Origin of the sequence: Acidovorax sp. 56 (assembly GCF_002749705.1) — a bacterium.
Classification (GTDB): domain Bacteria; phylum Pseudomonadota; class Gammaproteobacteria; order Burkholderiales; family Burkholderiaceae_C; genus Acidovorax.
On the sequence record NZ_PEEV01000001.1, the window covers coordinates 4,029,446 to 4,054,698 of the forward strand.

General features: G+C 64.8%; 26 protein-coding genes. 15 read left to right on the forward strand and 11 right to left on the reverse strand.

The window, feature by feature from the left end; translation table 11 throughout:
* Positions 1 to 262: 262 nt before the first annotated feature.
* The gene (locus CLU88_RS17875; protein ID WP_099657743.1) at positions 263 to 1,600 is read left to right on the forward strand and encodes an MFS transporter; all 1,338 of its coding nucleotides are present in this window, start codon (positions 263 to 265) and stop codon (positions 1,598 to 1,600) included.
* A gap of 100 nt (positions 1,601 to 1,700) precedes the next feature.
* Here the strand turns inward: CLU88_RS17875 and ybeY are convergent, their stop codons facing one another.
* Both ybeY and CLU88_RS17885 read right to left on the reverse strand, forming a co-directional pair.
* Positions 1,701 to 2,159: an rRNA maturation RNase YbeY gene (gene ybeY, locus CLU88_RS17880; RefSeq protein ID WP_099657744.1), complete on the reverse strand. Its 459-nt coding sequence runs from the start codon at positions 2,157 to 2,159 to the stop codon at positions 1,701 to 1,703.
* 60 nt (positions 2,160 to 2,219) lie between these two features.
* Positions 2,220 to 3,170 (reverse strand): PhoH family protein, encoded by a 951-nt coding sequence (locus tag CLU88_RS17885; protein ID WP_099657745.1) that lies wholly within the window; start codon positions 3,168 to 3,170, stop codon positions 2,220 to 2,222.
* A gap of 86 nt (positions 3,171 to 3,256) precedes the next feature.
* Here CLU88_RS17885 and ruvA point away from each other — a divergent pair, with 86 nt between their 5' ends.
* The 3 genes from ruvA (at position 3,257) to ruvB (ending at position 6,976) form a co-directional block, all read left to right on the forward strand.
* On the forward strand, positions 3,257 to 3,829 hold the full coding sequence (gene ruvA / locus CLU88_RS17890; protein ID WP_099657746.1) for a Holliday junction branch migration protein RuvA: 573 nt from the start codon (positions 3,257 to 3,259) through the stop codon (positions 3,827 to 3,829).
* A 129-nt stretch (positions 3,830 to 3,958) separates the two neighbouring features.
* Positions 3,959 to 5,878 (forward strand): trypsin-like peptidase domain-containing protein, encoded by a 1,920-nt coding sequence (locus tag CLU88_RS17895; protein WP_099657747.1) that lies wholly within the window; start codon positions 3,959 to 3,961, stop codon positions 5,876 to 5,878.
* Positions 5,879 to 5,899: 21 nt separating this feature from the next.
* Positions 5,900 to 6,976: a Holliday junction branch migration DNA helicase RuvB gene (ruvB, locus tag CLU88_RS17900; protein WP_099657748.1), complete on the forward strand. Its 1,077-nt coding sequence runs from the start codon at positions 5,900 to 5,902 to the stop codon at positions 6,974 to 6,976.
* 76 nt (positions 6,977 to 7,052) lie between these two features.
* Here the strand turns inward: ruvB and CLU88_RS17905 are convergent, their stop codons facing one another.
* The 6 genes from CLU88_RS17905 to CLU88_RS17930 all read right to left on the reverse strand — a co-directional run bounded on the left by CLU88_RS17905 (position 7,053) and on the right by CLU88_RS17930 (position 11,794).
* Positions 7,053 to 8,222 (reverse strand): DSD1 family PLP-dependent enzyme, encoded by a 1,170-nt coding sequence (locus CLU88_RS17905; RefSeq protein WP_099657749.1) that lies wholly within the window; start codon positions 8,220 to 8,222, stop codon positions 7,053 to 7,055.
* The gene (locus tag CLU88_RS17910; RefSeq protein WP_099657750.1) at positions 8,206 to 8,844 is read right to left on the reverse strand and encodes a histidine phosphatase family protein; all 639 of its coding nucleotides are present in this window, start codon (positions 8,842 to 8,844) and stop codon (positions 8,206 to 8,208) included. Before CLU88_RS17910 ends, CLU88_RS17905 begins: the two co-directional genes overlap by 17 nt.
* 7 nt (positions 8,845 to 8,851) lie before the next feature.
* The gene (locus tag CLU88_RS17915; protein ID WP_099657751.1) at positions 8,852 to 9,466 is read right to left on the reverse strand and encodes a DUF4136 domain-containing protein; all 615 of its coding nucleotides are present in this window, start codon (positions 9,464 to 9,466) and stop codon (positions 8,852 to 8,854) included.
* A 142-nt stretch (positions 9,467 to 9,608) separates the two neighbouring features.
* Complete coding sequence (gene ttcA, locus CLU88_RS17920; protein WP_233205522.1) at positions 9,609 to 10,583, reverse strand: tRNA 2-thiocytidine(32) synthetase TtcA; 975 nt, start codon at positions 10,581 to 10,583, stop codon at positions 9,609 to 9,611.
* A 4-nt stretch (positions 10,584 to 10,587) separates the two neighbouring features.
* Positions 10,588 to 10,971 carry a dihydroneopterin aldolase gene (locus CLU88_RS17925; RefSeq protein WP_199173473.1) on the reverse strand — a complete coding sequence of 128 codons (384 nt, stop codon included), beginning with the start codon at positions 10,969 to 10,971 and terminating at the stop codon, positions 10,588 to 10,590.
* A 37-nt stretch (positions 10,972 to 11,008) separates the two neighbouring features.
* Positions 11,009 to 11,794, reverse strand: a complete 786-nt coding sequence (locus tag CLU88_RS17930; RefSeq protein WP_099657753.1) for an SDR family oxidoreductase — start codon at positions 11,792 to 11,794, stop codon at positions 11,009 to 11,011.
* 10 nt (positions 11,795 to 11,804) lie between these two features.
* Here CLU88_RS17930 and CLU88_RS17935 point away from each other — a divergent pair, with 10 nt between their 5' ends.
* The 11 genes from CLU88_RS17935 (at position 11,805) to CLU88_RS17985 (ending at position 22,967) form a co-directional block, all read left to right on the forward strand.
* Positions 11,805 to 12,923 carry a class I SAM-dependent methyltransferase gene (locus CLU88_RS17935; RefSeq protein WP_099657754.1) on the forward strand — a complete coding sequence of 373 codons (1,119 nt, stop codon included), beginning with the start codon at positions 11,805 to 11,807 and terminating at the stop codon, positions 12,921 to 12,923.
* Positions 12,924 to 13,076: 153 nt separating this feature from the next.
* On the forward strand, positions 13,077 to 14,051 hold the full coding sequence (locus tag CLU88_RS17940; RefSeq protein WP_099657755.1) for a tripartite tricarboxylate transporter substrate binding protein: 975 nt from the start codon (positions 13,077 to 13,079) through the stop codon (positions 14,049 to 14,051).
* A gap of 13 nt (positions 14,052 to 14,064) precedes the next feature.
* Positions 14,065 to 16,473, forward strand: a complete 2,409-nt coding sequence (locus tag CLU88_RS17945) for a hypothetical protein (RefSeq protein WP_099657756.1) — start codon at positions 14,065 to 14,067, stop codon at positions 16,471 to 16,473.
* 272 nt (positions 16,474 to 16,745) lie between these two features.
* The gene (locus CLU88_RS17950) at positions 16,746 to 17,642 is read left to right on the forward strand and encodes a TauD/TfdA family dioxygenase (protein WP_099657757.1); all 897 of its coding nucleotides are present in this window, start codon (positions 16,746 to 16,748) and stop codon (positions 17,640 to 17,642) included.
* Between the two features lie 118 nt (positions 17,643 to 17,760).
* Complete coding sequence (locus CLU88_RS17955; protein ID WP_099658984.1) at positions 17,761 to 18,807, forward strand: ABC transporter substrate-binding protein; 1,047 nt, start codon at positions 17,761 to 17,763, stop codon at positions 18,805 to 18,807.
* A gap of 3 nt (positions 18,808 to 18,810) precedes the next feature.
* Positions 18,811 to 19,827 (forward strand): ABC transporter substrate-binding protein, encoded by a 1,017-nt coding sequence (locus tag CLU88_RS17960; RefSeq protein ID WP_099657758.1) that lies wholly within the window; start codon positions 18,811 to 18,813, stop codon positions 19,825 to 19,827.
* A gap of 1 nt (position 19,828) precedes the next feature.
* Entirely contained in the window at positions 19,829 to 20,701 is an 873-nt protein-coding gene (locus CLU88_RS17965; RefSeq protein WP_099657759.1) for an ABC transporter ATP-binding protein, read from the forward strand.
* Positions 20,698 to 21,597: an ABC transporter permease gene (locus CLU88_RS17970; RefSeq protein ID WP_099657760.1), complete on the forward strand. Its 900-nt coding sequence runs from the start codon at positions 20,698 to 20,700 to the stop codon at positions 21,595 to 21,597. The genes CLU88_RS17965 and CLU88_RS17970 overlap by 4 nt, the downstream gene beginning before the upstream one ends.
* A gap of 50 nt (positions 21,598 to 21,647) precedes the next feature.
* The gene (locus CLU88_RS17975; RefSeq protein ID WP_099657761.1) at positions 21,648 to 21,842 is read left to right on the forward strand and encodes a DUF2905 domain-containing protein; all 195 of its coding nucleotides are present in this window, start codon (positions 21,648 to 21,650) and stop codon (positions 21,840 to 21,842) included.
* A gap of 79 nt (positions 21,843 to 21,921) precedes the next feature.
* A complete protein-coding gene (trxC, locus tag CLU88_RS17980) occupies positions 21,922 to 22,356 on the forward strand; it encodes a thioredoxin TrxC (RefSeq protein ID WP_099657762.1) in 435 nt (144 codons plus the stop codon).
* 152 nt (positions 22,357 to 22,508) lie between these two features.
* Complete coding sequence (locus CLU88_RS17985) at positions 22,509 to 22,967, forward strand: hypothetical protein (RefSeq protein ID WP_099742949.1); 459 nt, start codon at positions 22,509 to 22,511, stop codon at positions 22,965 to 22,967.
* Positions 22,968 to 23,115: 148 nt separating this feature from the next.
* Here CLU88_RS17985 and CLU88_RS17990 read toward each other — a convergent pair whose 3' ends face one another.
* The 3 genes from CLU88_RS17990 to CLU88_RS18000 are packed head-to-tail and all read right to left on the reverse strand — an operon-like array spanning position 23,116 to position 25,232.
* Positions 23,116 to 23,592 (reverse strand): DoxX family protein, encoded by a 477-nt coding sequence (locus CLU88_RS17990; RefSeq protein WP_199173475.1) that lies wholly within the window; start codon positions 23,590 to 23,592, stop codon positions 23,116 to 23,118.
* Positions 23,593 to 23,604: 12 nt separating this feature from the next.
* Complete coding sequence (locus tag CLU88_RS17995) at positions 23,605 to 24,369, reverse strand: DNA-binding domain-containing protein (protein ID WP_099657765.1); 765 nt, start codon at positions 24,367 to 24,369, stop codon at positions 23,605 to 23,607.
* On the reverse strand, positions 24,360 to 25,232 hold the full coding sequence (locus CLU88_RS18000) for a DUF692 domain-containing protein (protein ID WP_099657766.1): 873 nt from the start codon (positions 25,230 to 25,232) through the stop codon (positions 24,360 to 24,362). The genes CLU88_RS17995 and CLU88_RS18000 overlap by 10 nt, the downstream gene beginning before the upstream one ends.
* Between the last annotated feature and the right edge of the window lie 21 nt (positions 25,233 to 25,253).

Sequence of the window (25,253 nt, forward strand, 5' to 3'; positions counted from 1 at the left end):
AAGGGGCGCTTAGGTGTAAACACGAATGGCTGAGGTGTCGAAATGTAGTCTCGCTACCGATTTTGTCGATTGGACATTTTGTCCAACATCAAATGCCAGCCAGTGTTTTTTGGCTCTTTGGTCTGGGTTTGATCTGTCGCAGGCGGGTTTGGCGGGCTGGCAATCAGGGTTTTCCTACGCGTTGGGCTAGCGAAAGCTCACTTGTGAGGGCCCTCCTAGGGGTGTAGAACGGAGTTGTGTCAGTTTCTTGAGGAGCGTCAATATGTACAGCCCAGGTTCTGCAGCCCTGCCCGTCCCAGGCTTTGATAGTTCGGTGTCTTTGGCCAACGCCCACACCGATGAGGATGTGACCCCCGGTGAGATCGCTGTGGGGGTGATCATTGGGCGGTCTTCCGAATACTTTGACTTCTTTGTGTTCGGCATTGCCAGCGTGCTGGTCTTCCCGTCGTTACTGTTCCCGTTCTTGTCACGGCTGGATGGGACTTTGATGGCGTTTGCCATATTTGCCCTGGCTTTTGTGGCCCGCCCGGTGGGCACCGCCCTTTCCATGGCGGTGCAGCGGCGCTGGGGACGGGGCACCAAGCTGACGCTGTCGCTGTTTTTGCTGGGGGCTTGCACCGCGGGTATGGCGTTTTTGCCCAGCTACGCGTCGGTGGGCTCCAAGGCGATTGCGGCCCTGATCATTTTGCGCATTGGCCAGGGGCTGGCGCTGGGGGGCACCTGGGACGGTTTGCCCTCCCTGTTGGCGATGAGCGCCCCCAAGGAGCGGCGCGGCTGGTTTGCCATGATCGGGCAACTGGGTGCGCCTGTGGGTTTTGTGCTGGCGGCCAGCCTGTTTGCCTATTTGTATAGCAGCCTGAGCGTGGCTGAGTTCCTGGACTGGGGCTGGCGCTATCCCTTCTTCGTGGCTTTTGCCATCAACGTGGTGGCCCTGTTTGCCCGTTTGCGCTTGGTGGTGGGGCAGTCTTATGCCGAATTGCTGCAGCAGCGTGAGTTGCAGCCGGTGAGCGTGGCCCAGGTCATGCGCGATGAGGGGGGCAATGTGCTGCTGGGGGCCTTTGCCGCCTTGGCCAGCTTTGCGCTATTCCATATCGCCACCGTGTTCCCGCTGTCGTGGATTGCGATGTACTCAGAGCAGTCCATCACCGAGGTGCTTTCGGTGCAGATCGTGGGAGCCTTTCTGGCGGCGGCGGCCATCATGCTGTCGGGCTGGCTGGCCGACCGGGTGGGGCGGCGCAATCTGCTGGGCTCCATGGCGGTGTTGATCGGGCTGTTCAGCTTCACGGCGCCGTGGCTTTTGGGGGCCGGGTCGGCGGGTAATAACGTGTTCTTGCTGGTGGGCTTTGTGCTGCTGGGCTTGTCGTACGGGCAGGCGTCGGGCACCGTCACGGCCAATTTCTCGGCCCAGTACCGCTACACCGGCGCAGCGCTGTCGGCTGATTTGGCCTGGCTGCTTGGGGCGGGGTTTGCTCCGCTGGTGGCCTTGGGGCTGTCGGCCAAGTTTGGGCTGGGGGCCGTGTCGCTGTACCTGCTGTCGGGCGTGGTGTGCACCCTGGTTGCTTTGCGTATCAACCGGCTGATTGAGCGCAAAGAGGCTTGAAGGTGGGGCTGGGTGGGGGCTGCCGCACTTGCGCGGAGCCCCTGAACCAACAACCTCTCGGCCCCACGAGGGGCTCTGCGCTGGGGTTGGGTGTTGGTCTTTATTTAGCGTAAGGGTCGGCAAACCCCAGCTCTTGCAGGATGGCCGTTTCATAGGCCTCCATTTCATCGGCGTCCTCGGCGCTGGTCTCGTGGTCCCAACCCTGGGCGTGCAGGGCGCCGTGCACCAGCAGGTGCGCGTAATGCTCTTCCAGGCTTTTGTTTTGCTCTTGGGCCTCGCGCTCCACCACGGGTGCGCACAGCACCAGGTCGGCGGTGACGATGGGCTCCATCGTGTAGTCAAACGTGAGCACGTTGGTGGCGTAGTCTTTTTTGCGGTACTCACGGTTGAGCTGTTGGCCTTCTTCCGCGCCCACGATGCGCACCGTGATTTCCGCATCGGTAGACAAGGCGTGCCGAATCCAGCGCGTGACCTTGTGGCGGGGCAGGGTGGCGCGATGTTCTGCCAGTTTGTCAAACTTGCCAAACTGCAAGGACAGGGAGAGTTGGTTGAGTGTCATTTTGGCCTCTAGCGCTTGATATATAAGCGCAGGCAGCTATAAAAATAATAGTAATTCGGTTCAGCCACGTGCCGCTTGGGCACGGCGTGGCGCGTCGTAGGCATCCACAATGCGGGCCACCAGGGGGTGGCGCACCACGTCGGCACTGGTAAAGCGCGTGATCGCAATGCCCTTGACCCGCTTGAGCACCCGCTCGGCGTCGATCAGGCCGCTCATGGCCCCCTTGGGCAGATCAATCTGGCTCACATCGCCCGTGACCACGGCACGCGCACCAAAGCCGATGCGGGTGAGGAACATCTTCATCTGCTCCGGGGTGGTGTTTTGCGCCTCGTCCAGGATCACAAACGCGTTGTTCAGCGTGCGTCCGCGCATGAAGGCCAGTGGGGCGATTTCAATGGCGTTTCGCTCAAACGCCTTTTGCACCTTGTCGTGGCCCATCAACTCGTACAGGGCGTCGTACAGCGGGCGCAGGTAGGGGTCGACCTTTTGGGCCAGGTCTCCGGGCAAAAAGCCCAGGCGTTCACCCGCCTCGACCGCAGGGCGGGTCAGCACAATGCGCTGTACGGCGCTGCGCTCTAGGGCATCTACCGCGCAGGCCACGGCCAAGTAGGTTTTGCCTGTGCCCGCAGGGCCAATGCCAAAGGTGATGTCGTGCGAGGCAATGTTCTGCAGGTACAGGCTTTGGGTGGGCGTGCGGCCACGCAGGTCCGCGCGGCGGGTGTTGAGCACGATGGCGCCCTCAGGTGCTTCAATCAGCCCAGAATCGCCCGCCAGCATGATTTGCAGCGTGTCTTCAGGGATGGGCCGCTCGGCCATCTCGTACAGCGCCTGCAACAACTCCATGGCCTGGGTGGCCTTGGCCTTGGGGCCGTCCACCTTGAACTGTTCGTGCCGATGGGCGATGCTTACCTCGAGGGCCACTTCGATGGTGCGCAGGTGCGCGTCCGCCGGGCCGCACAGGTGGGTGAGCCGCGTGTTGTTGTGTGGGGTGAAGGTGTGGCGCAGGATCACGCTGATAATTCCAGTCGGCAAAAGCCAATGACGACAAAAAAGAGCGCGCCGCCTGCCTACGCATGCTGCGGCGCCAAAGGACACCAATGATAGGCAAATTGACCGGCACCCTGCTGGAGAAGAATCCCCCCGAGGTGCTGCTGGACTGCCACGGTGTGGGCTACGAGGTGAATGTGCCCATGAGCACCTTCTACAACCTGCCCGCAGTGGGCGAGCAGGTCAGCCTGCTCACGCAATTCATTGTGCGTGAGGATGCGCAGTTGCTGTACGGCTTTGGCACGGCGCAGGAGCGCCAGGCGTTTCGGGAGCTGATCAAGATTTCAGGCGTGGGCCCGCGCACGGCACTGTCCATCCTTTCTGGCATGGGCGTGGCCGACCTGGCACAGGCCATCACGCTACAAGAGGCCGGTCGCCTGGTCAAAGTGCCGGGCATCGGCAAGAAGACGGCCGAGCGCTTGCTGCTGGAGCTCAAGGGCAAGATGGGCGTAGACATTGGCGCCCCCGCCCACGCCGCCAGCGATGCCCAGGCGGACATCCTGCAGGCGCTGTTAGCCCTGGGCTACAACGACAAGGAAGCGGCAGCCGCCCTCAAAGCGCTGCCGCTGGACGTGGGTGTAAGCGACGGTATCAAGCTGGCGCTCAAGGCCCTTGCCCGCTGATAATCCCCCCGACGCGCCGCCGGGAGGTCGCTGCGTGGGCGCACGAAGTGAGCTAGAAGGCTGCTTGGTGCCCGCCAGCGAGTGGTGTCGCTAGAAATCATTGGTCTTTGCTGAACAAAGGAACCCAAAATGACAGGAATTTCCATCAGGCGTTGGGCAGGTGCCCTGACGGCCGTTGCCGCCATGCTGGCGGGGTGTGGCGGGGGGAGCAGTGATGCTGCCTCTACCGCAAAAACCCAGCCCATCACCAGCGTGGAAAGCCGCGTCCAGCCCGCCAGTGCAGTGCAGGATGTGGCCAGCGTGAAGTCGCGCAGTGCCAACGCGGCCCCCAAGGCAGCCGTAGTGGCATTGGGCGAGCTGTCTCTGTCCAAAGTGGATACATCGTCCTCCATCGGCCCCCGTTTGGTGGGCCAGGCACGCGATATCACCGCCACCAAGTCGGCTGCTGAAACCCAGACGCAGTGGCAGTGGAAGGACACAGCAGTGGGGGGCAAGGTCGCTGCCATCAGCTTCCGCTCGGAAGGCGCCTATGGTGTTCGCCTGGGGGTGTTGGTCAAGCAGCTTCCCGGTAGCGCCATTTTGCGGGTCTACACGCAGGCGACTCCTGGCTCGGTCTATCAGATTTCCGGCCAAGAAATCTTGCAACTCATTGAGCGCAACCAAGCTGCGGGTGACAAGACCGACCAGGGCCGCACCTGGTGGACGCCAGACACTGGCGAGGGCGAGGCCACCCTGGAGGTGGAGCTGCCCCCTGGCGTGGCCGTGAGCACCCTGGACGTTGCGGTGCCGCAGCTGTCGCACATCTTCGTCAACTTGTCTCTTCCTACGGAGCAAGAGTACCAAGCTCAGGTGGCGACGACCAAAGTCAACGAGTCGGACCCTTGCAACCTGGATGCCACTTGTTACAGCGAAAACGCCACGGAGCGTAATGCTGTTGCGCGCATGAGCTTCGTCAGCGGCGGCTTGAGCTACCTGTGTACAGGCACGCTGCTGAACGATGGCAACTCTTCGGGCAAGCCTTACTTTTTGAGCGCCAACCACTGTATTTCTACGCAAACAGCGGCATCCACCCTGCAAACCAACTGGTTCTATCGGTCGCCCACCTGTAACAGCGGAACATTGCAGTCCACCAGCATTCGCAAGACGGGCGGAGCACAATTGCTGTACGCCAGCAGCAGCACGGACATGTCGTTCATGCTGTTGAACGATACGCCACCTGTGGGGGCCGTCTACGCAGGCTGGGATGCCAACACGGTGATTTCCGGAACGTCCGTCACTGGTTTGCACCACCCCAGCGGTGATTTGCTCAAAATCAGTTTCGGTAAGGTCAATAGCCAAACTTCCTGCCAGTCTTCTGCGGGCAATCAGTTCCAGTGCAATGGCGCGACCGGCAACTTTTATCAGGTGACCTGGAGCCAAGGAACCACGGAAGGCGGCAGCAGCGGTTCGGCACTCTTCCAAAATGGCCGCGTGGTGGGCACGTTGTATGGTGGTGCTGCAGTCTGTACCAACCGAGCGCTCTCTGACTATTACGGGCGCTTTGACGTCGCATACAACGCGGCACTCAAAAATTGGCTGGCGGCAACACCTACCTCTGGCTCGCGCACCGCTGTCTATCGCTTCTTTAACGCCAAGACAGGCGCTCACTTCTACACCGCCAACGCCGCTGAGCGTGATTTTGTGATTCGCACGTATCCCGATTTTTCTTACGAAAACGTGGCCTTCTATGCCTATCCAGATTCCAGTACCGGCAAGGACCCAGTTTTCCGTTTCTTCAACGCAACCTCGGGTGCCCACTTTTATTCAGGCAGCACGGCAGAGCGTGACTTTGTGATTGCAAACTTCCCGCAATTCAAATACGAGACGATCAGCTGGTATGCGCAAAGCGCTGCGGGTAACGGAGCGTCTCCCATGTTCCGCTTCTACAACGCGAAATCAGGCGCGCACTTTTACACCATCAATGCGGCAGAGCGGGATTTCGTGATCCAGACATACAAGGACTTCCAGTACGAAGGCGCCATGTACTACGCTTGGACCGCCGCCCAGTAAGCGTTCCTTTTTGCTCTTTGCATGACCATCCAGACCGACGACTTCGCCCCAGTTCCTGCCAAACGCGTGGTTTCCGCCGCGCCTACCTCCCCTCAAGAGGAGGCGCTGGAGAGGGCGCTGCGCCCCAAGCTGCTGCAGGAGTACGTCGGCCAGGCCAAGGCGCGTGAGCAATTGGAGATCTTCATCGGTGCCGCCCGCAAGCGCGGGGAAGCGCTGGACCATGTGCTCTTGTTCGGCCCGCCTGGGCTGGGCAAGACCACGCTCAGCCACATCATTGCGGCGGAGCTGGGGGTGAACCTGCGCCAGACCAGTGGCCCGGTGTTGGAAAAGCCGAAAGATCTGGCGGCACTGCTCACCAATCTGGAAAAGAACGACGTTCTCTTCATCGACGAGATCCACCGCCTGTCGCCCGTAGTGGAGGAAATTCTCTACCCTGCGCTGGAGGACTACCAGATCGACATCATGATCGGCGAGGGCCCTGCGGCACGCAGCATCAAGCTCGACCTACAGCCCTTTACTTTGGTGGGGGCCACCACGCGGGCGGGCATGCTCACCAATCCGTTGCGCGACCGCTTTGGCATCGTGGCGCGGCTGGAGTTTTATACCCCTGAGGAATTGGCGCGCATCGTCAAGCGCAGCGCCGGGCTGCTCGGTGCACCCATGGACGATGAGGGCGGCTTTGAGATTGCCCGCCGCTCACGTGGCACGCCTCGGATTGCCAACCGGCTTTTGCGCCGCGTTCGGGACTACGCCGAGGTCAAGGGCGATGGCCGCATCACCGTCGATATTGCCAACCGTGCCCTGGCCATGCTGGACGTGGACCCACAGGGCTTCGATGTGATGGACCGCAAGCTGCTGGAGGCGGTGATTCACCGCTTTGATGGCGGGCCTGTGGGGCTCGACAACATCGCGGCGAGCATTGGCGAAGAGGCTGGCACCATCGAAGACGTGATTGAGCCTTACCTCATCCAACAAGGCTATTTGCAGCGCACGCCCCGCGGGCGCATTGCCACACTGGCGGCTTTTCGGCATTTGGGGGTTTCGCCCCCGGCGTCAGGAGGTTACGGTCTGTTTGATGGGGCACCGGGCGCTGCCTGACAACGTTGGACCTGAGGCAGTCGCCCAGGAGGCCGCGTGGAGCCTTCCATCCTGAACGGGCAAGGCCAAGCGCCTTTCAGGTCAGCGCACCCCGCGCATCCACACGGATGATGCGCTCCACCGTTCCCAGCCCCAACCCGCCCCGCACCCCGATCATGAAGTCGTACAGATTCACCGTGGGGTCGCAGTGCCCGGGGATCAGCCACAGCATGCGGCCCAGGGCGGGCAAGCGGGCTTTGTCACCTTCTGCATACAGCAGGCCGTGCTCATCACCGCCATTGGCGTAGCGCAGCGCACGACCGGTCGACAGTTGGCCCACGGTGGGCAGGCCTGAGTCGATGGCGTGGCTCTTGTGGCCTGCGTCGCACACGGCGTGGCTGTCGCGCACCGAAATCACCTGGGTCTTGACGAACAGGGCGTGCTCAAACGCGGGCTGGGCGGGCTCGCGTTCGTTGCGGGCGTAGTCGGCGTCCATGAAGAGGAACGACCCCGCCTGCAGTTCGCCATACACGCCGCTGGCCGCTTCGTGTACCAGGGTGCCGGTGCCAGAGCCCGTGACCAGCGGAACGGGCAGCCCCGCCGCAACGATCAGGTCGCGCGTGTGGGCGGCTTGCTGCACCACCTGGGCGATGGCTTCGCGCCGCTCTGCGGCAGTGGCCAGGTGTTGGGCGCGGCCGTGGTAGGCCTGCAGCCCCGCAAAGCGCAGGCGGGGGTGCCGCGCCACGGCCAGGGCCAGCGCCACAGCCGCCTCGCCCGGTGGCACGCCGCAGCGGCCCTGGCCCACATCAATTTCAACCAGCACGTCCATGCCTGCATCGCTGCCCGAAAGGGCGATGGCCTCTGCCAGGCGTTCAATGCCTTCGGTGCTGTCCACACACACGGCCAGGCGCCCACCACGGCTGGCCAGCGTTGCGGCCAGCCGTGCTGCGCGGTGCAGCTTGGGCATGGCAATCACTTCGTTGGTGATGGTGATGTCCAGCACGCCGCCAGCCGCCATGGCTTCGGCCTCCGACACCTTTTGCACACACACGCCCTGCGCACCGGCCTGTTGCATCAACAAGGCCAGATCGGCGCTTTTGTGCATCTTGGCGTGGGGCCGCCAGCGCACTTGGTGCTTGCGGGCAAATTCGGCCATGCGCTGGATGTTGCGGTCCATCGCGTCCAGGTCAATGACGAGTGCCGGGGTGTCGATTTGGTCGACACGCTGGCCGATGAGAGAGTTCAGGGCTTCAGGTGTGGCTTTCATCGCGTGCAGCTTGGTCCAGGTGCTGTGTGTCGGCCCAGCCCACCAGGCTGAGGCCGTCGGGCGTCCACAGCAGGCGGTTGATGGCGGCGTTGCCCAGCAGCCAGGTGCGTGGGGCTTGGATGTCTTGGCGGGTGGCGGCGCGGTACAGCACGTCCAGCACACCGCCGTGCGCCACCAGCACGATCTGCCCGCCCAGGTGCTGGGCGGCGATCTCGTGCGTGGTGGCTGTGATGCGTTCGCGAAGGGCGATCAGCGATTCGCCATCCTGCGGGGCAAAGTCTGGGTCGCGCTTGCGCCAACGGTGGGCTTGCTCTGGGGCCTTGGCCTCCAGCTCTGCAAACGTGTGGCCTTGCAACACGCCAAAGCTGCGCTCGCGCAGCCCCTGGTGGGCGGTGAGGGGGGCTCGGGTGGTCTCTGCAATGGCGCTGGCGGTGACCCAGGCGCGCTGCAAGTCGCTGCTGTAGATGGCGTCGATGGGCTCATCGGCCAGCGCCAGGGCGGCCTGGCGCGCCTGCCACAGGCCGGTGTCGTTGAGTGGGATGTCCAGGTGCCCTTGCAGGCGGGTGTCCACGTTCCAGGCGGTCTCCCCGTGGCGGATGGCGATGATGCGGGTGGCTTCCATGCAAAGGTCAGGGTTGGGTCGGGAGGGGAATGCGCACTTGGCGCGGGCCCTGGGGGGGTTGTGGAAAGCCATTGAGTGCTGCTTCAAACAGCACGCCGTACACGGCCGGGTCAGACACCCACACATCTTCGTGCACGGCCGAGGTTTCATACACCACAGTCTGGGTGCGGGCGTCGCGCATCACGATGCTGACGGCGCGGCGGTGCAAGGGGGCTGGCTCACCCAGGTTCCACATGCCGCGCATGCCCCAGCCGCCACGGCCACCGTACCAGCCCCAGCCGCCAAACGCCCAGCCGGGGCCGTCATAAAAAGGATCACGCCGTGGGGTGAAGCCGGCCTGTGCGCCCAACTGCACCACCCACTGCCCACCGGTGTCGTCACGCGCCAAGCCCGCGCGCGCCAGGGCCTGCTCGGCCAGCGCAAGAATGGGGTCGAACGACGCATCCTGCTGCGAGGGCAGGCGCTCCAGCCGGTAGGTCATGGGTTGCTGTGCGTTGGCGGTGGCGGGCAGCTGCGAGAAGCTGCGCACATCACCCTCCACCACGCGGTGGGTGGCGCACCCTCCCAGCAAGGTCGCCATGCCCAGCAGCACGGCGTATTTTTTCCAAGACGAAGCGGTCATGTGAAGTCTCCTGAAACGTTGGCAGTGGACGGCTGCAGTGCAGCGCGTTGGCTGGGGTGGCCTTCAGGTTGGAGTGGGCTGCCTGGCTGGGGTTCAAAAGGGGTGGGGCGGGGCGCGTTGCAGGCGGATCGTCCAGGAGGACTCAGCCGATGTGCACCACCTGCACGCCCGGCAGCGCTGGGGGTGCAGCAAACTCTTCCTTGTCAAACGCCTTGTCGCCGTCTTCGTTGGCAATGCCCGTGGCCTTGGCGTTCTTGAAGTCGTAGAGGCTGCCGTCCAGCAGGTGCGAGGGCACCACATTCTGCAGGGCATTGAACATGTTCTCGACCCGGCCAGGGAAGCGTTTTTCCCACTCGCGCAGCATCTCGCCCACCTGCTTGCGCTGCAGGTTCTCCTGGCTGCCGCACAGGTTGCACGGGATGATGGGGAAGTTGCGGTGCGCGGCCCAGCGGGTGGTGTCCTTTTCGGCCACGTAGGCCAGCGGGCGGATCACCACATGCTTGCCGTCGTCGCTGACCAGCTTGGGCGGCATGCTCTTCATCTTGCCGCCAAAGAACATGTTGAGCAGCAGCGTCTGCAGGATGTCATCGCGGTGGTGGCCCAGGGCGATCTTGGTGCAACCCAGTTCGTCGGCCACACGGTACAGAATGCCCCGGCGCAGGCGGCTGCACAGGCTGCAGGTGGTCTTGCCCTCGGGGATCAGCTTCTTGACGATGCTGTAGGTGTCCTCGTTCTCAATGTGGAACGGTACACCGGTGCTGGCCAGGTACTCGGGCAACACATGCTCGGGGAAGCCCGGCTGCTTCTGGTCCAGGTTCACGGCCACCAAGTCAAAGTGGATGGGCGCGCGGGCCTTGAGCTTGAGCAGGATGTCCAGCAGCGCATAGCTGTCCTTGCCGCCCGACATACACACCATCACCTTGTCGCCTTCTTCAATCATGTTGAAGTCGACGATGGCCTTGCCGACCTCGCGGCACAGGCGCTTTTCCAGCTTGTGGGTTTCGCGTTCGATTTTCAGCCGGGCCGCGTTGGCCGTGGGCTCTTGGGGGGCTTCGACCTCGTCGGTCCAGCCGCTGTGGGTAGAGGAGGGGTTGGGGTTGTTGATCACTGCGTTCATAGGTTTACCACTGCCCCGTTTCCATACGAATCGCCACTTCGCAGTCGTCAAAAATTTCCAGCTTGGCGATCTTCACGCGCACGCCCAGCACGCCGGGCAGCTGCATCAGGCGGTTGGCCAGCTTGCCGATCAGGCTCTCGAGCAGGTTCACATGCTCTGCGGTGCACTCGTCAATGATGATCTGGCGCACACGCCGGTAGTCCAGCACATGGCCGATGTCATCGTCGCGCGGGGCCAGGGGCTGCACGCCCAGGCTGAGTTCGGCGTCGACCTGGATGGGTTGCGGGTCGGTTTTCTCGTGGTCGAGGATGCCCAGGTTGGCATCAAAGCGCAAACCGGTGAGCGTCAGGATTTGCGTGCCTGTCATCTGGGAGGGGGCTTGTGTCATGGTGGGGGCTCGTTCTTTCTGCGTGCGGGCAGGGGGCTCACATCAGGGAGAAGTCGCGTTCAAATTTCATCAGGTGCTGGCCACCGTCCACCAGCAGCGTGGTGCCGGTGATGGAGCGGTTCTCCAGCGCAAACTTCACGGTGGCGGCGACGTCTTCGGGGGTGGATGAGCGGCCCAGCGGGCTCAAGGCATGCAACTGGGCAAACTTTTCATCGCTCAGCATGTGGCTGGTCAGCGTGAGGCCCGGGGCCACGCCCACCACGCGCACGCGCGGGGCCAGCGCCATCGCCAGCATGGTGCCCGCCGCCTCCAGCGCCGCTTTCGAGAGGGTGTAGCTCATGAAGTCGGGGTTCTGGTTCCACAGCTTTTGGTCGAGCAGGTTGACCACGGCGCCCTGGGCATCGGCATCGCCTGCGGTGGCGCGGTCGGCCACATGCTGGTGCAGGGCCTGGGCCAGCAGCACGGGCGTGGCGGTGTTGCTGCGCAGGTGCTTTTCCAGCGCGGCAAAGCCCAGCGTGTGGGCGGTGTCGTGCTCGAACAGCGATGCGCTGTTGACCACGGCGTCCAGTTGGCCAAAGTGGGCGATCACCCGGGGCACCAGGCCGCGCACGGCAGCCTCGTCTTCAAAATCTGCATCAAAATGGGCGCTAGCGCCCGCCAAATCAGCGCAAGCAGCTACGGTATCGATAGCGTCCTGTGCCGAGGTGCGGTAGTGCACCGCCACCTGCCAGCCGCCCGCCGCCAGCGCCAGGGCAATGCTGCGGCCCAGACGCTTGGCAGCGCCGGTGACCAGAACGGTGCGTGGACGGGAGGTGGGGGACATGTGGTGGACAATGCGGGCCGTGACCCAAAGACCCGACAGTTTAACGACCGCCCTGCACCAGCACATCACCCAGGCCATTGCCGCCGAGGGTGGGTGGCTGGGTTTTGACCGCTTCATGCAGCTCGCCTTGTACACGCCCGGCCTGGGCTACTACGCCAACGATTCCACCAAATTCGGCGCCATGCCCGAGTCGGGCAGCGACTTTGTGACCGCCCCTGAGCTCACGCCCCTGTTCGGCCAGACGCTGGCCATGCAGGTGGGCGAGGCCCTCGCGCAAACCGGCACCGACGAAGTCTGGGAGTTTGGCGCAGGCTCTGGCGCCCTGGCGCTGCAGTTGCTGGATGCTCTGGGCGACCAGGTGCAGCGCTACACCATCGTCGATCTGTCAGGCAGCCTGCGCGCGCGCCAGCAGGCCAAGCTGGTAGCGCACGCCCACAAGCTGCGCTGGGTGGATGCCTTGCCCGACCAATTCAGCGGCGTGGTGGTGGGCAACGAAGTGCTGGACGCCATGCCCGTGCAACTGCTGGCGCGACACGGCGGCCAGCAAGGTGGGGTGTGGCACGAGCGCGGCGTGGCGGTGGCCGAGGACGGCCGCTTCGCCTGGGCCGACCGCCCCACCGACCTGCGCCCGCCCATCGATATTGAAGGCCCGCAAGACTACCTGACCGAAATCCACGCCCAGGGCGAAGGCTTCATCCGCATGCTGGCCGATCGGCTCACGCGCGGCGCCGCCTTTTTGCTGGACTACGGCTTTGGCGAAGACGAGTACTACCACCCCCAGCGCCACATGGGCACGGTGATGTGCCACCAGGGCCACCTGGCCGATGGCGACCCGCTGGTGGAAGTGGGCCGCAAGGACATCACCGCCCACGTCAACTTCACCGCCATGGCGCTGGCCGCACAAGAGGCCGGGCTGCAGGTGCTGGGCTACACCACGCAGGCACATTTCCTCATCAACTGCGGTTTGCTATCAAAAATGGAGCTGCTTGCGCAAGCAGAGCGTGCCACAGCGGCCAAATTGATCATGGAGCATGAGATGGGCGAGCTGTTCAAGGTGCTCGCCCTGGGCGCGGGCGATGCCTGGGAGCCCGTGGGGTTTGTGCACGGGGATCGGTCACACCGGTTGTAGGCAAAGCGCCCGCTGGGGCGCTGGACTGGGGCGCCGTTCATATCTGCCCAGCGCATAAGGTTCTGCGAGAAGCTTCGTTGCCGGGCCATCGGGTGGTGCCTAGCCTTGAGGGCTTCTTGCTCTCACGGCCGGGGTGCTCTCCTCGGTGTTGCCATGCGCGTTTTGCCCCACCCCTTTCTTTCGCTGTGCCTGCTGGCCAGTGCGGCCCTGGCGCCTTTGGCCCACGCCGACAGCTATCCGAACAAGCCCGTCCGCGTGGTGGTGCACAACACCCCCGGCAGCGCGCTCGACATCGTGGCGCGGCGCGTGGGTGCCCGCCTGGCCGACCAGTGGGGCCAGCCCGTGGTGGTGGACAACCGCGCAGGGGCGGGCGGCGTGATTGCCACTGACGCCGTGGCCAAGGCAGCACCCGATGGCTACACGCTGCTGGCCGGGGCCGACGGCCCCATCACCATCCTGCCCACGCTGGCCGCCAGCCTGCCTTATGACCCCCGCCGTGATCTGGTGCCGGTGGTGTCGTTGGGTGAGACTGACTTCCTGCTAGTGGCCCACCCCAAAACAGGCTTCAAAACCGTGGCCGACTTTGTGCGCGCGGCCAAAACCCGCCCGGGGCAATACAACTACGCCTCTGCTGGCAACGGCAGCCCCCAGCACTTTGCGGCAGAGCTGCTCAAGCAGCAGGCGGGCATCTACGTCACCCACATTCCGTACCGGGGCGGCCCGGTGGGCTTGGCCGATGTGGTGGCGGGGCAGGTGGATGTGATGTTCATTGCCGTGGGCCCCGCTTTGGCCCATGTGCAGGCCGGGCGCCTGGTGGCCCTGGCCAGCGGTGGCGAGGCGCGCCACCCGCTGCTGCCCCATGTGCCGACCCTGTCCGAGACCTATCCTGGCCTGCGCGCAGGCACCTGGTTTGGCCTGTTTGCCCCGGCCGCCACCCCGCCCGGCGTGCTGGAGGCCTTGGGTGCCGAGGTCGCCAAGGTGCTGGCCGATCCCCGCGTGCGCAGCGACCTGGCCGCGCAAGGCATCCGGGCCACCGGCTACCCGCAAGGCCGCTTCACAGCGTTTGTGAGCCAGGAATCGGGCAAGTACGCCACCCTGGTCAAGTCCGCCGGCATCCGGGCCGAGTGAGCAGGGCTGCGCAATGACAACCCCCGTCTTTCCCCCGCTGCAACGCGACCCTGCCATTGCCGCCGCAGGCGCGCACTACGCCCCCGCCGGGCTGTACGCATACAGCAAATCCCTGCCGTTCATTGGCCGCGTCACCTGCAACGTGACCGAGATCGAGGCGGGTAGCTGGCAGGAAATCGTCCTGGACTACGAGGTGGGCGCCTCGGGGGTTGCGGACGGCGCCTGGATCAAGGCCACCTTCAAGTTCTACTCGGACTGGGCCCTGTTCCAGACCTCCGACCCCACGGGCGCAAACTTCATCAGCGCCGAATACCAGGCGGGGCCGCTGTTGCCGGGGCAAAGCCCGGCATCGGTGCAGTCCCTGGCCGTGCGGTTTGACCAGAAAGGGCACGAGCGGCCCTACCAGAAGGCCGTCATCGTGGACGTGGTGGATGGCTACCTGAACGCGGGCGACCACATCATCATCCGCCTGGGGGACCGCCGCCGGGGCGGGCCGGGCACGCGGGTGCAGACCTTTGTGGAAGACGCCTTCCACGTGCGGTTCTATGTGGACCCGCTGGGCACGTCGCGCTTTGTGGCGGTGCCGGAGGACGTGGTGATCCGCGTCTCGCACGGCCCTGCGTCACAGCTCTTTTTGAATGCGCCACGCTATGCGCAACCGGGCCAGCCCCTGCCGTTGCGCATTTCGGCGCTGGACCGCTGGGGCAACATCGTGCGCCACTGGGCACAGCCCTTGGTGCTGCGGGTGCTGAAGGAAGGGGCTGTGGTGCAAGAGCTGCCACTGGCCTTTGACGCTGACCGTTGGGCCAGCACCGGCCTGGCGGGCGACCAGGCGCTGCGCCTGCCCGAGGGCCGCTACGAGCTGCAAGCGCACCTGCCCGGTACGCCGCAGGTGCCTGTGGCGCAGTTCACCGTGGATGTGTCTGCCGCCTTCCCAACGGCACGCCCCTTGTATGCCGACCTGCATGTGCACGCGCACGACACCGTGGGCACCAACAGCCCGGCCTACAACGCCGCCTATGCGCGCGAGATCGGCGGGGTGGACATCTTTGGCTACACCGCCAACGATTTCCAGATCACCGACGCGAACTGGCAAACCGGCCTGCAGGCTGTGCAAGCCGCCAACCAGCCCGGCGAATTTGTGGCCTATGCGGTGCAAGAGTGGTGCGGCAGCTCCACCGCGGGCGGGGACCACAACGTGGTGTTTTTGGGCGAGGAGCGCCCCGGCTTTCCGCACAACGCCAAGGGCGAGCACAACCGCACCTTTGTGTGGAATGAAGACATGAAGGGCACGGGCGTGCAGCTGGGCCGCTGGCCCGTGCAAGAGCTGTGGGCCGCGTACGCGGACGATGCCGAGAACCACCTGGTCATGCCCCACGTGGGCGGGCGCCGTTACATCCCTGACTGGCACCACCCGCAGCTGGAGCGGCTGGTAGAGATTGCATCGACCTGGGGGCACTTTGGCTGGCTGTACCAGGACGTGATCCGGCGCGGCTACCAACTGGGCGTGGCCGCCAGCAGCGACGAACACCGGGGCCGCCCCGGCGGCGGCGCGCCCGGTGTGCAGGTGTTTGGCGTGCATGGCGGCCTGACGGGCGTGCTGGCCGACCAGCTGGACCGCGCCAGCGTGGGCCGCGCCCTGCGTGCACGCCACACCTGGGCCACGACGGGCGAGCATGCCGCCGTCATCACCCGTGTTGGCGAACACCGCCAGGGCGACGCCTTTGACTGGCAGGGCGAGGCGCCCGTGCACTACCAGTTCCTGGGGCAAAGCGGGTGGGAGTATCTGGCGGCCTACGACCACACGGGCCGCATCTGGGAGCGCGATCTGCACCGCGAACTGGGCTACTCCGAGCGGCGCATTCGCCTGCGCTGGGGCGGGGCCCGCATCCCTGACCGCTACCGCTGGGCCGCCTGGCAAGGCCGCATCCAGGTGTTGGGCGGCACGGTGCTGGGCTTTCGCAGCCATGGCTTTGAGCATGCCGAAGAATCCGCTTGGCGCGCAGGCCCCACCGAGCTGGGCTTTCGCAGCGACACCTATGGCGATGCCGATGGCATCGAGATCGAAGTCAGCCGCCTGGCAGACCTGCACATCGTTGTCAGCGGCACCATCGACAGCTTCGTCAAGGTGGGCGATCCGCTGCAGCCCAACCCATTCGTGCACCGCCCGGACTTTCACTGGGAAGTCTCAGGCGCTGATCTGCTGCAGGCCGGGCGCTTGCAACTGGACCTGGGCGGTACCGAGCTGTTTGTGGCCCTGGAGCGCCTGACCGATGCGCCCTTGCCCCAGTCTGTGGAGGGCGTGGTTGCGGTGGCGCCGCACAACGCGCCCTTTGGCTTCAGGCCTGTGTACTTCCACGGGCGCCAGCGCAACGACAGCAAGGCCTGGTCTTCCGCGCATTTCATCCGTTTCAAAGAGTGAGCGCATCTCAAAAAACTCCCCTGGCGTTGTTGTCCCGTCTTGTCGTACCGCTTGTACTGCCTGCGACGGAACGCCTAGCCAGGGCCGCTTCGCTGAGTTTTTTGAGCCGCTTTCAGCACGGCACGGGCGTGGTGCTCGGATGATTTGGTTTTAAACAATCAAATATTTATTTGTTCTGGTTATGGCAATGGCTCCGTACAGTGAAGGCCAGTCCCGTTTCAACGGTCCATTCACGGCGCCTCGCCGGTTCGCCGATTTCCAGGTTTTGATGTATGTCCGCTGTCCTGACCCCCACCGCTGCGCCATCTCGCTCCACCTCGCCCATCACCATCGCTCCGCTGGGCGATGTGCTGGGCGCCGAAGTCATCGGGCTGGACCTGTCCCGCCCGCTGGCGGCTGAAGACTTTGCCCGCATCCACCGTGCGCACCTGGAGCACCATGTGCTGGTGTTCCGCGACCAGCACATCACGCCAGCCCAGCAGGTCGATTTCAGCCGCCGCTTTGGTCCGCTGCAAATCCATGTGCTGAGCCAGTTTGCGCTGGCTGGGCACCCCGAGATCCTCATCATCTCCAACATCAAAGAGCACGGCCAGCCCATCGGCCTGGGCGACGCTGGGCACTTCTGGCACTCTGATCTTTCGTACGTGGAAAAACCCAGCCTGGGCTCCATGCTGCATGCGCAGGAGCTGCCCGCCGAGGGCGGCGACACGCTGTTTGCCAATCAGCACCTGGCCTGGGACAGGCTGCCCGAGCACCTCAAGACCGCTGTGCAGGGCCTGCGCGCCGAGCACACCTACCTGGCCCGCTACGAAGAGCTGCGTGCCCGCAACCCGTGGCGACCCGCGCTCACGCAAGAGCAAATTGACAAGGTCCGGCCCGTGGTGCACCCCGTGGTGCGCACCCACCCTGAAAACGGCCGCAAGGCGCTGTTTGTGAGCGAGCATTTCACCACCCGCATCGTCGGCATCCCCGAGGACGAAAGCCGTGACCTGCTGGGCCAGTTGTTTGCCCACAGCACGCAGCCCGCGCTGCAGTACCGCCATGCCTGGCAGCCGGGGGACATGGTGTTCTGGGACAACCGCTCCGTCACCCACCTGGCTGCAGGTACGCCCGAGCACCTGCGCCGCAAGCTCTACCGCACCACCATCGAAGGCTCTGTGCCTTATTGACCCACTCAGGCGCCCGTTGACGCGCCCGCCGATGTGGCAGGCGCCCCCATGTGATCAACCCCGCCGTTGTGCCTGGCAGAGCCCAGGCGAGCCGCTGCATTTTTTGGAGAAACCCACCATGACCTTTGCCTTCCTCCCCTCCCGCCGCCGCTGGGCGCGTCGCACCACCGCTTTGCTGGCCGGGGCCAGTCTGCTGGCTGCGGGCCTGTCTTTCTCTGCCGCCGCACGGGCCGAGGGGCAGCTGCGCATTGCCGAGCAGTTCGGCATCGTCTACCTGCTGCTCAACGTGGCCCAAGAACAAAAGCTCATCGAAAAGCATGGCCGGGAAGCGGGGGTGGACGTGAAGGTGGACTGGGTCAAGCTCTCGGGCGGCTCGGCCGTCAACGATGCGCTGCTGTCCGGCTCCATCGACATCGCCGGGGCGGGCGTGGGGCCGCTGCTCACGCTGTGGGACCGCACCCATGGCAAGCAGAACGTGCGCGGCGTGGCCTCGCTAGGCAACTTCCCGTACTACCTGGTCAGCAACAACCCCAACGTGAAGTCGATCGCTGACTTCACCGACAAAGACCGCATTGCACTGCCTGCCGTGGGCGTGTCGGTGCAGTCGCGTGTGCTGCAGCTCGCATCGGCCAAGCTGTGGGGCGATAAAGAGTTTGCGCGCCTGGACAAGATCAGCGTGGCCGTGCCGCACCCCGAAGCGGCGGCGGCCATCATCAAGGGCAGCACCGAAATCACCGGCCACTTTGGCAACCCGCCGTTCCAGGAGCAGGAGCTGGCCGGCAACCCCAATGCGCGCATCGTGCTCAAGTCCTACGACGTGCTGGGCGGCCCGGCATCGGCCACCGTGCTCTACGCCACCGAGAAATTCCGCAAAGAGAACCCCAAGACCTACAAAGCCTTCATCGGCGCCTTGACCGAGGCTGCTCAGTTCGCCGCCGCCAACCCCGAGAAGGCGGCCGACATCTACATCAAGGTGGCGAACGCCAAGATCGACCGGGACTTCCTCGTCAAGATCATCAAAAACCCCGAAGTGCAGTTCAAGATCGCCCCGCAAAACACTTTTGCATTGGCCGACTTCATGCACCGCGTGGGGGCCATCAAGAACAAGCCTGCATCGTTCAAGGACTATTTCTTTGACGATGCGCATGTCGCCTCTGGGAGCTGATCCATGGCGCAGTCTTTGAACCGTTGGGTGCGCCGTAGCCTGTGGGCCTGCGTGGCGGCCCTGGCCGCGACGGCCACTGCCGCCCAGGCGGAAGGCCGTATCCGCGTGGCGCAGCAGTTTGGCATTGGCTACCTGCTGCTCGATGTGGTGCGCGAGCAGCAGCTCATCGAAAAGCACGGCAAGCAACTGGGGGTGGAGGTGCAGGTCGAATGGGCGCAGCTCTCAGGCGCCACGGTCATGAACGAAGCCTTGCTGGCCGGATCGCTCGACATCGTCTCTGCGGGCATCCCCCCGGCCCTGGTGCTGTGGGACCGCACGCGGGGCAAGCAAAACGTGAAGGTGGTGGCGTCGCTGGGTTCGTTGCCCAATTACCTGCTCACCAACAACCCCAACGTGCGCAGCCTCAAGGACTTGAGCGACAAGGACCGCATTGCCGTGCCCGCAGCGGGTGTGGGTTTTCAGTCGCGCACCCTGCAGATTGAAACCGCCCGCCAGTTTGGCGCTGCCGACTTCAAGCGCTTTGACACCATCTCGGTTAGCTTGCCGCACCCCGATGCCACAGCGGCGCTCATCAAGGGCGGCTCCGAGGTCAACACCCATTTCTCGAGCGCGCCGTTTTACTACCAGGCGCTGGAGAACAAGCAGGTGCGCAAGGTGCTGAGTTCGTACGACATTCTGGGCGGACCGGCCACGTTCAATGTGCTCTACACCACCCAGAAGTTCCACGACGAGAACCCCAAGACCTACAAAGCGTTCTACAACGCGCTGGTCGAGGCCGAGCAGTTCGTCAAGGCCAACAAAGCCAAGGCGGCCGAGGTGTTCATCCGTGTGCAACAGTCCAAGCTGTCCCCAGACTTGGTGCGCCGCATTGTGGAAGACCCTGAAAACGACTTCACGGTGACTCCACAGCGCACTTTCGTTTACGCCGACGAGCTGCAGAAGCTGGGCGTCATCAAGAACCGCGCCACTTCATGGAAAGACTATTTCTTTGAAGAGGCGCATGCATCGCCAGGGAGCTGACATGGCCACCATCACCCATTTGCCCGGTGTCACCACTGCCCAGTCTGCGCCGCCAGGGCCTGCCAACCCACTGCTGCAGGTGGACAACGTGAGCCTGGAGTACCGCACGCCGCAATCGGTGGTGCGCGCCACGCACCGCGTGAGCTTTGATGTGTTCCAGGCCGACCGCTTCGTGTTGCTGGGTGCATCGGGCTGTGGCAAGTCCACATTGCTCAAGTCGGTGGCGGGGTTCATTGCCCCGGCTGAGGGCGAGATCCGCCTGGGCGGCCAGGTGGTGCGGGGCCCGGGGCCGGACCGCATCGTGGTGTTCCAGGAGTTCGATCAGTTGCCCCCGTGGAAGACCGTGGTGCAGAACGTGGTGTTTCCGCTGCTCGCCTCGCGCACCCTGGGGCGGGCCGAGGCCCGCGAGCGTGCCTTGCACTACCTGGACAAGGTGGGCCTGGCGAAGTTTGCCGATGCCTATCCGCACCAGCTCTCGGGCGGCATGAAGCAGCGCGTGGCCATTGCCCGCGCCCTGGCCATGCAGCCCCAGGTGCTGCTGATGGACGAGCCCTTTGCAGCGCTTGATGCCCTGACCCGCCGCAAGATGCAAGAGGAATTGCTGGCGCTGTGGGAGGAGGTGCGCTTCACGCTGTTGTTCGTCACCCACTCCATCGAAGAGGCCCTGGTGGTGGGCAACCGCATCGGTCTGCTCTCGCCCCACCCAGGGCGGGTGCGGGCCGAGATCAACAGCCACGCCTTTGGCCTGCACAGCGCGGGCAGCCCCGAGTTTCAGGCGGCGGCGCAGCGCATCCACCATTTGCTGTTTGAGGGGGATACCCCGGCTGTGGCGCCTGCCGCAGCCCCGGCCGAGCCCTGGAGGAAATCTGCATGAGCGCCGCCCCAGGAAATGCAGCCCTCATCGGCGGCCTGCAGCCGCCAGTGCGGCCTGAATACGAACGCCCGCTGGAGCCCCTGACCGGTGTGGCACCGCAGCGCCCGCTGCCCTGGGTGGCGCGCCTGTGGCAACAGGGCTGGCTGCGCAAGACGGCCATCTTGTTGGTGTTGGCCCTGGTGTGGGAGCTGCTCGCGCGCTGGCAGGACAACGACCTGCTGCTGCCCACCTTTACGGCCACGGCCCGTGCGTTTGTCGATGGCATCGCCACAGGCGAACTGCTGGGCAAGGCGGCGCTGTCGCTGGGTGTGCTGTTGCAGGGCTATTTGGCGGGCATCGTGGCAGCCTTTGTGCTGACGACGCTGGCCGTGTCCACCCAGATCGGGCGTGACCTTCTAGCCACACTCACGGCCATGTTCAACCCCTTGCCTGCCATCGCCTTGCTGCCACTGGCACTGCTGTGGTTTGGCCTGGGCCAGGGCAGCCTGGTGTTTGTGCTGGTCCATTCGGTGCTGTGGCCGCTGGCGCTCAACACCTATGCAGGGTTTCAGGCCGTGCCTGAGACTTTGCGCATGGCCGGGCGCAACTATGGCCTGCGCGGCGTGCCGTATGTGCTGCAAATTCTCGTGCCTGCCGCGCTGCCGTCCATCCTGTCGGGGCTCAAGATTGGCTGGGCATTTGCCTGGCGCACGCTGATTGCGGCCGAGCTTGTGTTTGGTGCATCTTCGGGCAAGGGCGGGCTCGGTTGGTACATCTTCCAGAACCGCAACGAGCTGTACACCGACAAGGTGTTTGCAGGCCTTGCCATGGTGATTGCCATTGGCCTGCTGGTGGAGAACCTGGGCTTTCATGCGCTGGAGCGGGTGACGGTGCGCCGCTGGGGCGTGCAGCGCTGAGAGTCTGTCCGATGTGGTGACGCAAGGCGGCGCAGCCCTACACTCGCAGCATGCTTCGCTGGCTCATCGTTGTCTTTCTCGCCCTGGTGTTGATCAATGGCTTCTCGCCCTGGCTGCAGCGCATGGGGCTGGGCCGCTTGCCGGGCGACTGGCGGTTTCGGCTCTTTGGGCGTGACTGGTACATCCCGTTGGCCAGCACCTTGCTGCTCAGTTTTGTGGCCAGCCTGATTGCCAAGTGGGTGTGAACTGTTGGGTGGGGTTGGTTGAATCGCAAGGGTGTGTCCCCAACTGCGAAGTCAATGCTCTGAGCCCCACGAGAACCCCATGACCGAAGCCCTGCACATCGTTTGCCCCCACTGCCACACCACCAACCGCGTGCAGGCCGCCCAACTGGGCAGCGCGCCCGATTGCGGCAGCTGCCATCGCCCCCTGTTTGCTGGCGCCCCGCTGGAGCTGGATGCGACCAGCTTTGACAAGCATGTGGCGCGCAGCCACATCCCGGTGGTGGTGGACTTCTGGGCCCCCTGGTGCGGCCCCTGCCGCCAAATGGCCCCGGCCTTTGCCCAGGCCGCGCGCGAGCTGGAGCCGCGCGTGCGCCTGGCCAAACTCAACACCGAAGACCAGCAGGCCATTGCTGCGCGCTATGCCATCCGCAGCATTCCCACCATGGTGATTTTCAAGGGTGGGGCCGAGGTGGCGCGCATCTCGGGCGCCTTGGGCGTGGCGGACATTGCCCGTTGGGTGCGCACGGCGGTGTGACATAAATCGCGTTTGGCGAAGGTTTGATGGCTGCGGGTGGTGCAGCGGTGGCTTTGCAGCCCGACTGTGCCTCTGCCGCCCGTAAGATGGCGCGCTTTGAGTGGCCACTGCGCTGTGGACTGCTCTGCGTCACCCTATCGGACCCATCGACCATGACCCTCTTTCGCACCTTGTTCACCTGGCTGGCTGCTGCGGCACTGGCCGTCATCACGGCCATGTCTCCGGCCTATGCGCAAACGGACAAACCCATCGTCAACCCCTACGGCCAGTTTCTGGCGGGGGACGGACTGAAGCTGGAAATTGCCACCTACCTGGAGAAAAACCAGCACGGCATGAACGACATGCTGGTCAAGATCACCGGCGCGGCCGCTTACGAGGCAGGCATTGATGGCAAGACTTTGCGCTACTCCGCCGAGCCTGCGGGCACGGGCTACAACCTCAAGCGCGATGGGCGCAACCTGATGAGCGTGCGTTCGCCCTACGGCCGTTGGCAGCAGATCGAGGTGTACCTAGCAGGCCGCACCTACCAAGTCACCCCACGCGAAGAGATGGCCGAGCGTGTGATGCCGTTGCACCTGCTGACGGACTACCGGCAAAACGGCGGCAAGTAAGCGCGGCTAACAAAACCCCCTGGCGTCGTTTTTCCGTCTTGTCGCACCCCTGTCTGCCTGCGACGGAACGCCTACCCAGGGCCGCTTCGCTGAGTCGTTTTAGCCGCTCTCAATACGTCGCTCTTCATCGGTGGCTGCCCTCCGCCCTTCACCGCCGATGCAGCGCCCGGGCCAGCGCCTGGTCCAGTGCCAGCCACCCGCCACCGCGCCCGACCAGGTAGAGCATCAGCCCCGCCCATGACAGGTGCGTAGGCCAGGCGTCGGGGTACACAAAGAGTTGAATCACCAGCGTCATGCCCAGCAGCGCCAGGGCCGACAGGCGCGTGCACAGGCCCAGCAACAGCAAGGCCGCAAACAAATGCTCTGACACCGTGGCCAGCTGCGCTGCCAGCTCGGGCGGCAGTATCGGCAGCCGGTACTCCTCGCGGAACAGGGCATAGGCCCCGTCGCTGATAGTGAACCAGCCATCGACCTTGGTGCGGGCCGATGCCCAGAAAATGCCCGCCAGCGCCACACGGGCCACCAGCGCCAGCAGGCTGTGGGGTGTCAGGCGCTGCGCCAATGCCGCCAGGCGGTGGAGCCCGTGTGGCTCGCCGGGCTTTGTCGAGGTGGTGGTGGGGCTCATGGTTTTTTCCATTCAAGGTGAAGGGGCGGCCAGCGCGCCTGCGTGCAGCAGCAGGGCCATCAGGACGCTCAGGTCGGCGCCGGGCTCGGCGGCCAGGGCCGCGAGGGCTGCGGTCTCCAGCCGGTCGCCGCGTGCGCAGGCGTTCAGGAATGCCGTCCCGGCCGCGGGCAAGGCCGTCCATTGCACAGCACCCTGCGGGCGCGTGAGCAAACCGCCATCGCCCTGCCACGCAATGTCTGCAGGCAGCGCCAGCCCATTGCGGTGGGCCTGCCACAGCGCAAATGCGGGGTGGGCGGGGCTGTGGTGCCAGCGGGCGGCGGGGTGCGGCCGCAGCGCCATGGTTGCCAAGGTGGATGCGTCTTGTGCCGCCAGCCAGGCGGCATCCAAAGCGTTGGCATCGGCAGCCAGGTGGCTTTCGGTCCAGCAGCGGTCCAGCCGTGCCACATCGGCCAGATAAGGCAACTCTGCCGCTGGTCCAAAGTGCTCCAAAAAGGTGGCAAAGCCCCCGCCGTAGTGGGTCAACCGCGCATCCTGCGGCGGGTGGGCCTGGGCGTAGTGGTGCGCGGCAGCGCGAAACCAAGCCTCCCCCACCAGCGCGCACACCGTGGGGTAGTTGGCCTGCAGTGCATCGATGCAGCCTTTGGTGACGGTGTTGCGGTACACCGCAAAGGCAGGGTGCTGCACGACATCAGGCAGTGCCGCACCGCTGTGGGCGCTGGGCGAAGGTGTGTGCCACAGCGCGGCAGCGAATGCGTCTTGAAAGTGGCTCAAACGCATGGGATGGCCTCGGTCATGGACGCGCCCTGTGCCTGGGGTTTGCGGGCTACCTCGGTCAACATGCCATGTGCGCGGTCGCGCTCGGTCAGCAGTTCGGCCAAGGCGGGTACATGCTCGTCCCGCTCAATGAGGGTGGGACGTGGGCCGGTGCGCGCCAGCACCTGCTGGTACAGCGCCCACACGGGCTCGGCCACGGGGGTGTCGTGGCCATCAATCAACAGGTTGGCGCCCAAGGCGGGGTCTGCGTGGTGGCCTGCCAGGTGGATCTCGGCCACGGCGTGCAGTGGATAGGCGTCCAGATCGCAGGGTTCGCCCAGGTTGTGCGCGCCCAGGTACAGGTTGTTCACATCCAGCAGCAGGCTGCAGCCGGTGCGGCGCACCAGCTCGGCCAGAAAGTCGGGCTCGCTCCAGTCGTGGCCAGGCAGGGGCAGGTAGTGCGTGGGGTTTTCGATGGCAATGGCGCGCCGCAGGGCATCCTGCGTGCGGCCAATGTTGTCGGCCACGCGGGCCAGGGCCTCGTGGGTGCGCTGAAACGGAAGTAAATCAGGGTGGTAGGTGCCGCGCCAGGCCGACCAGGCCAGGTGCTCTGACACCAGCACCGGCTCGGTGTGCTGCACCAGGGCAGCCAGCCGCGCCAGGTGCGCTGCGTCGGGCGGTGCATCGGCCGCCAGCGACAGCGACACGCCGTGCAGCGAGATGGGGTGGCGGGCCCGGATGGCCTGCAGCCAGGCCAGGCGCGGGCCGCCGTCGGCCAGGTAGTTCTCGGGGTGCACCTCCCACCACAGGCCGGGGGCGGTGCACTGCAGTGCTTCATCAAAGTGCTGGGGCTTGAGGGACAAGCCCGCCGTCAGTGCGTGTGCCATGGCGTGGGTGAGGTCGGTGGT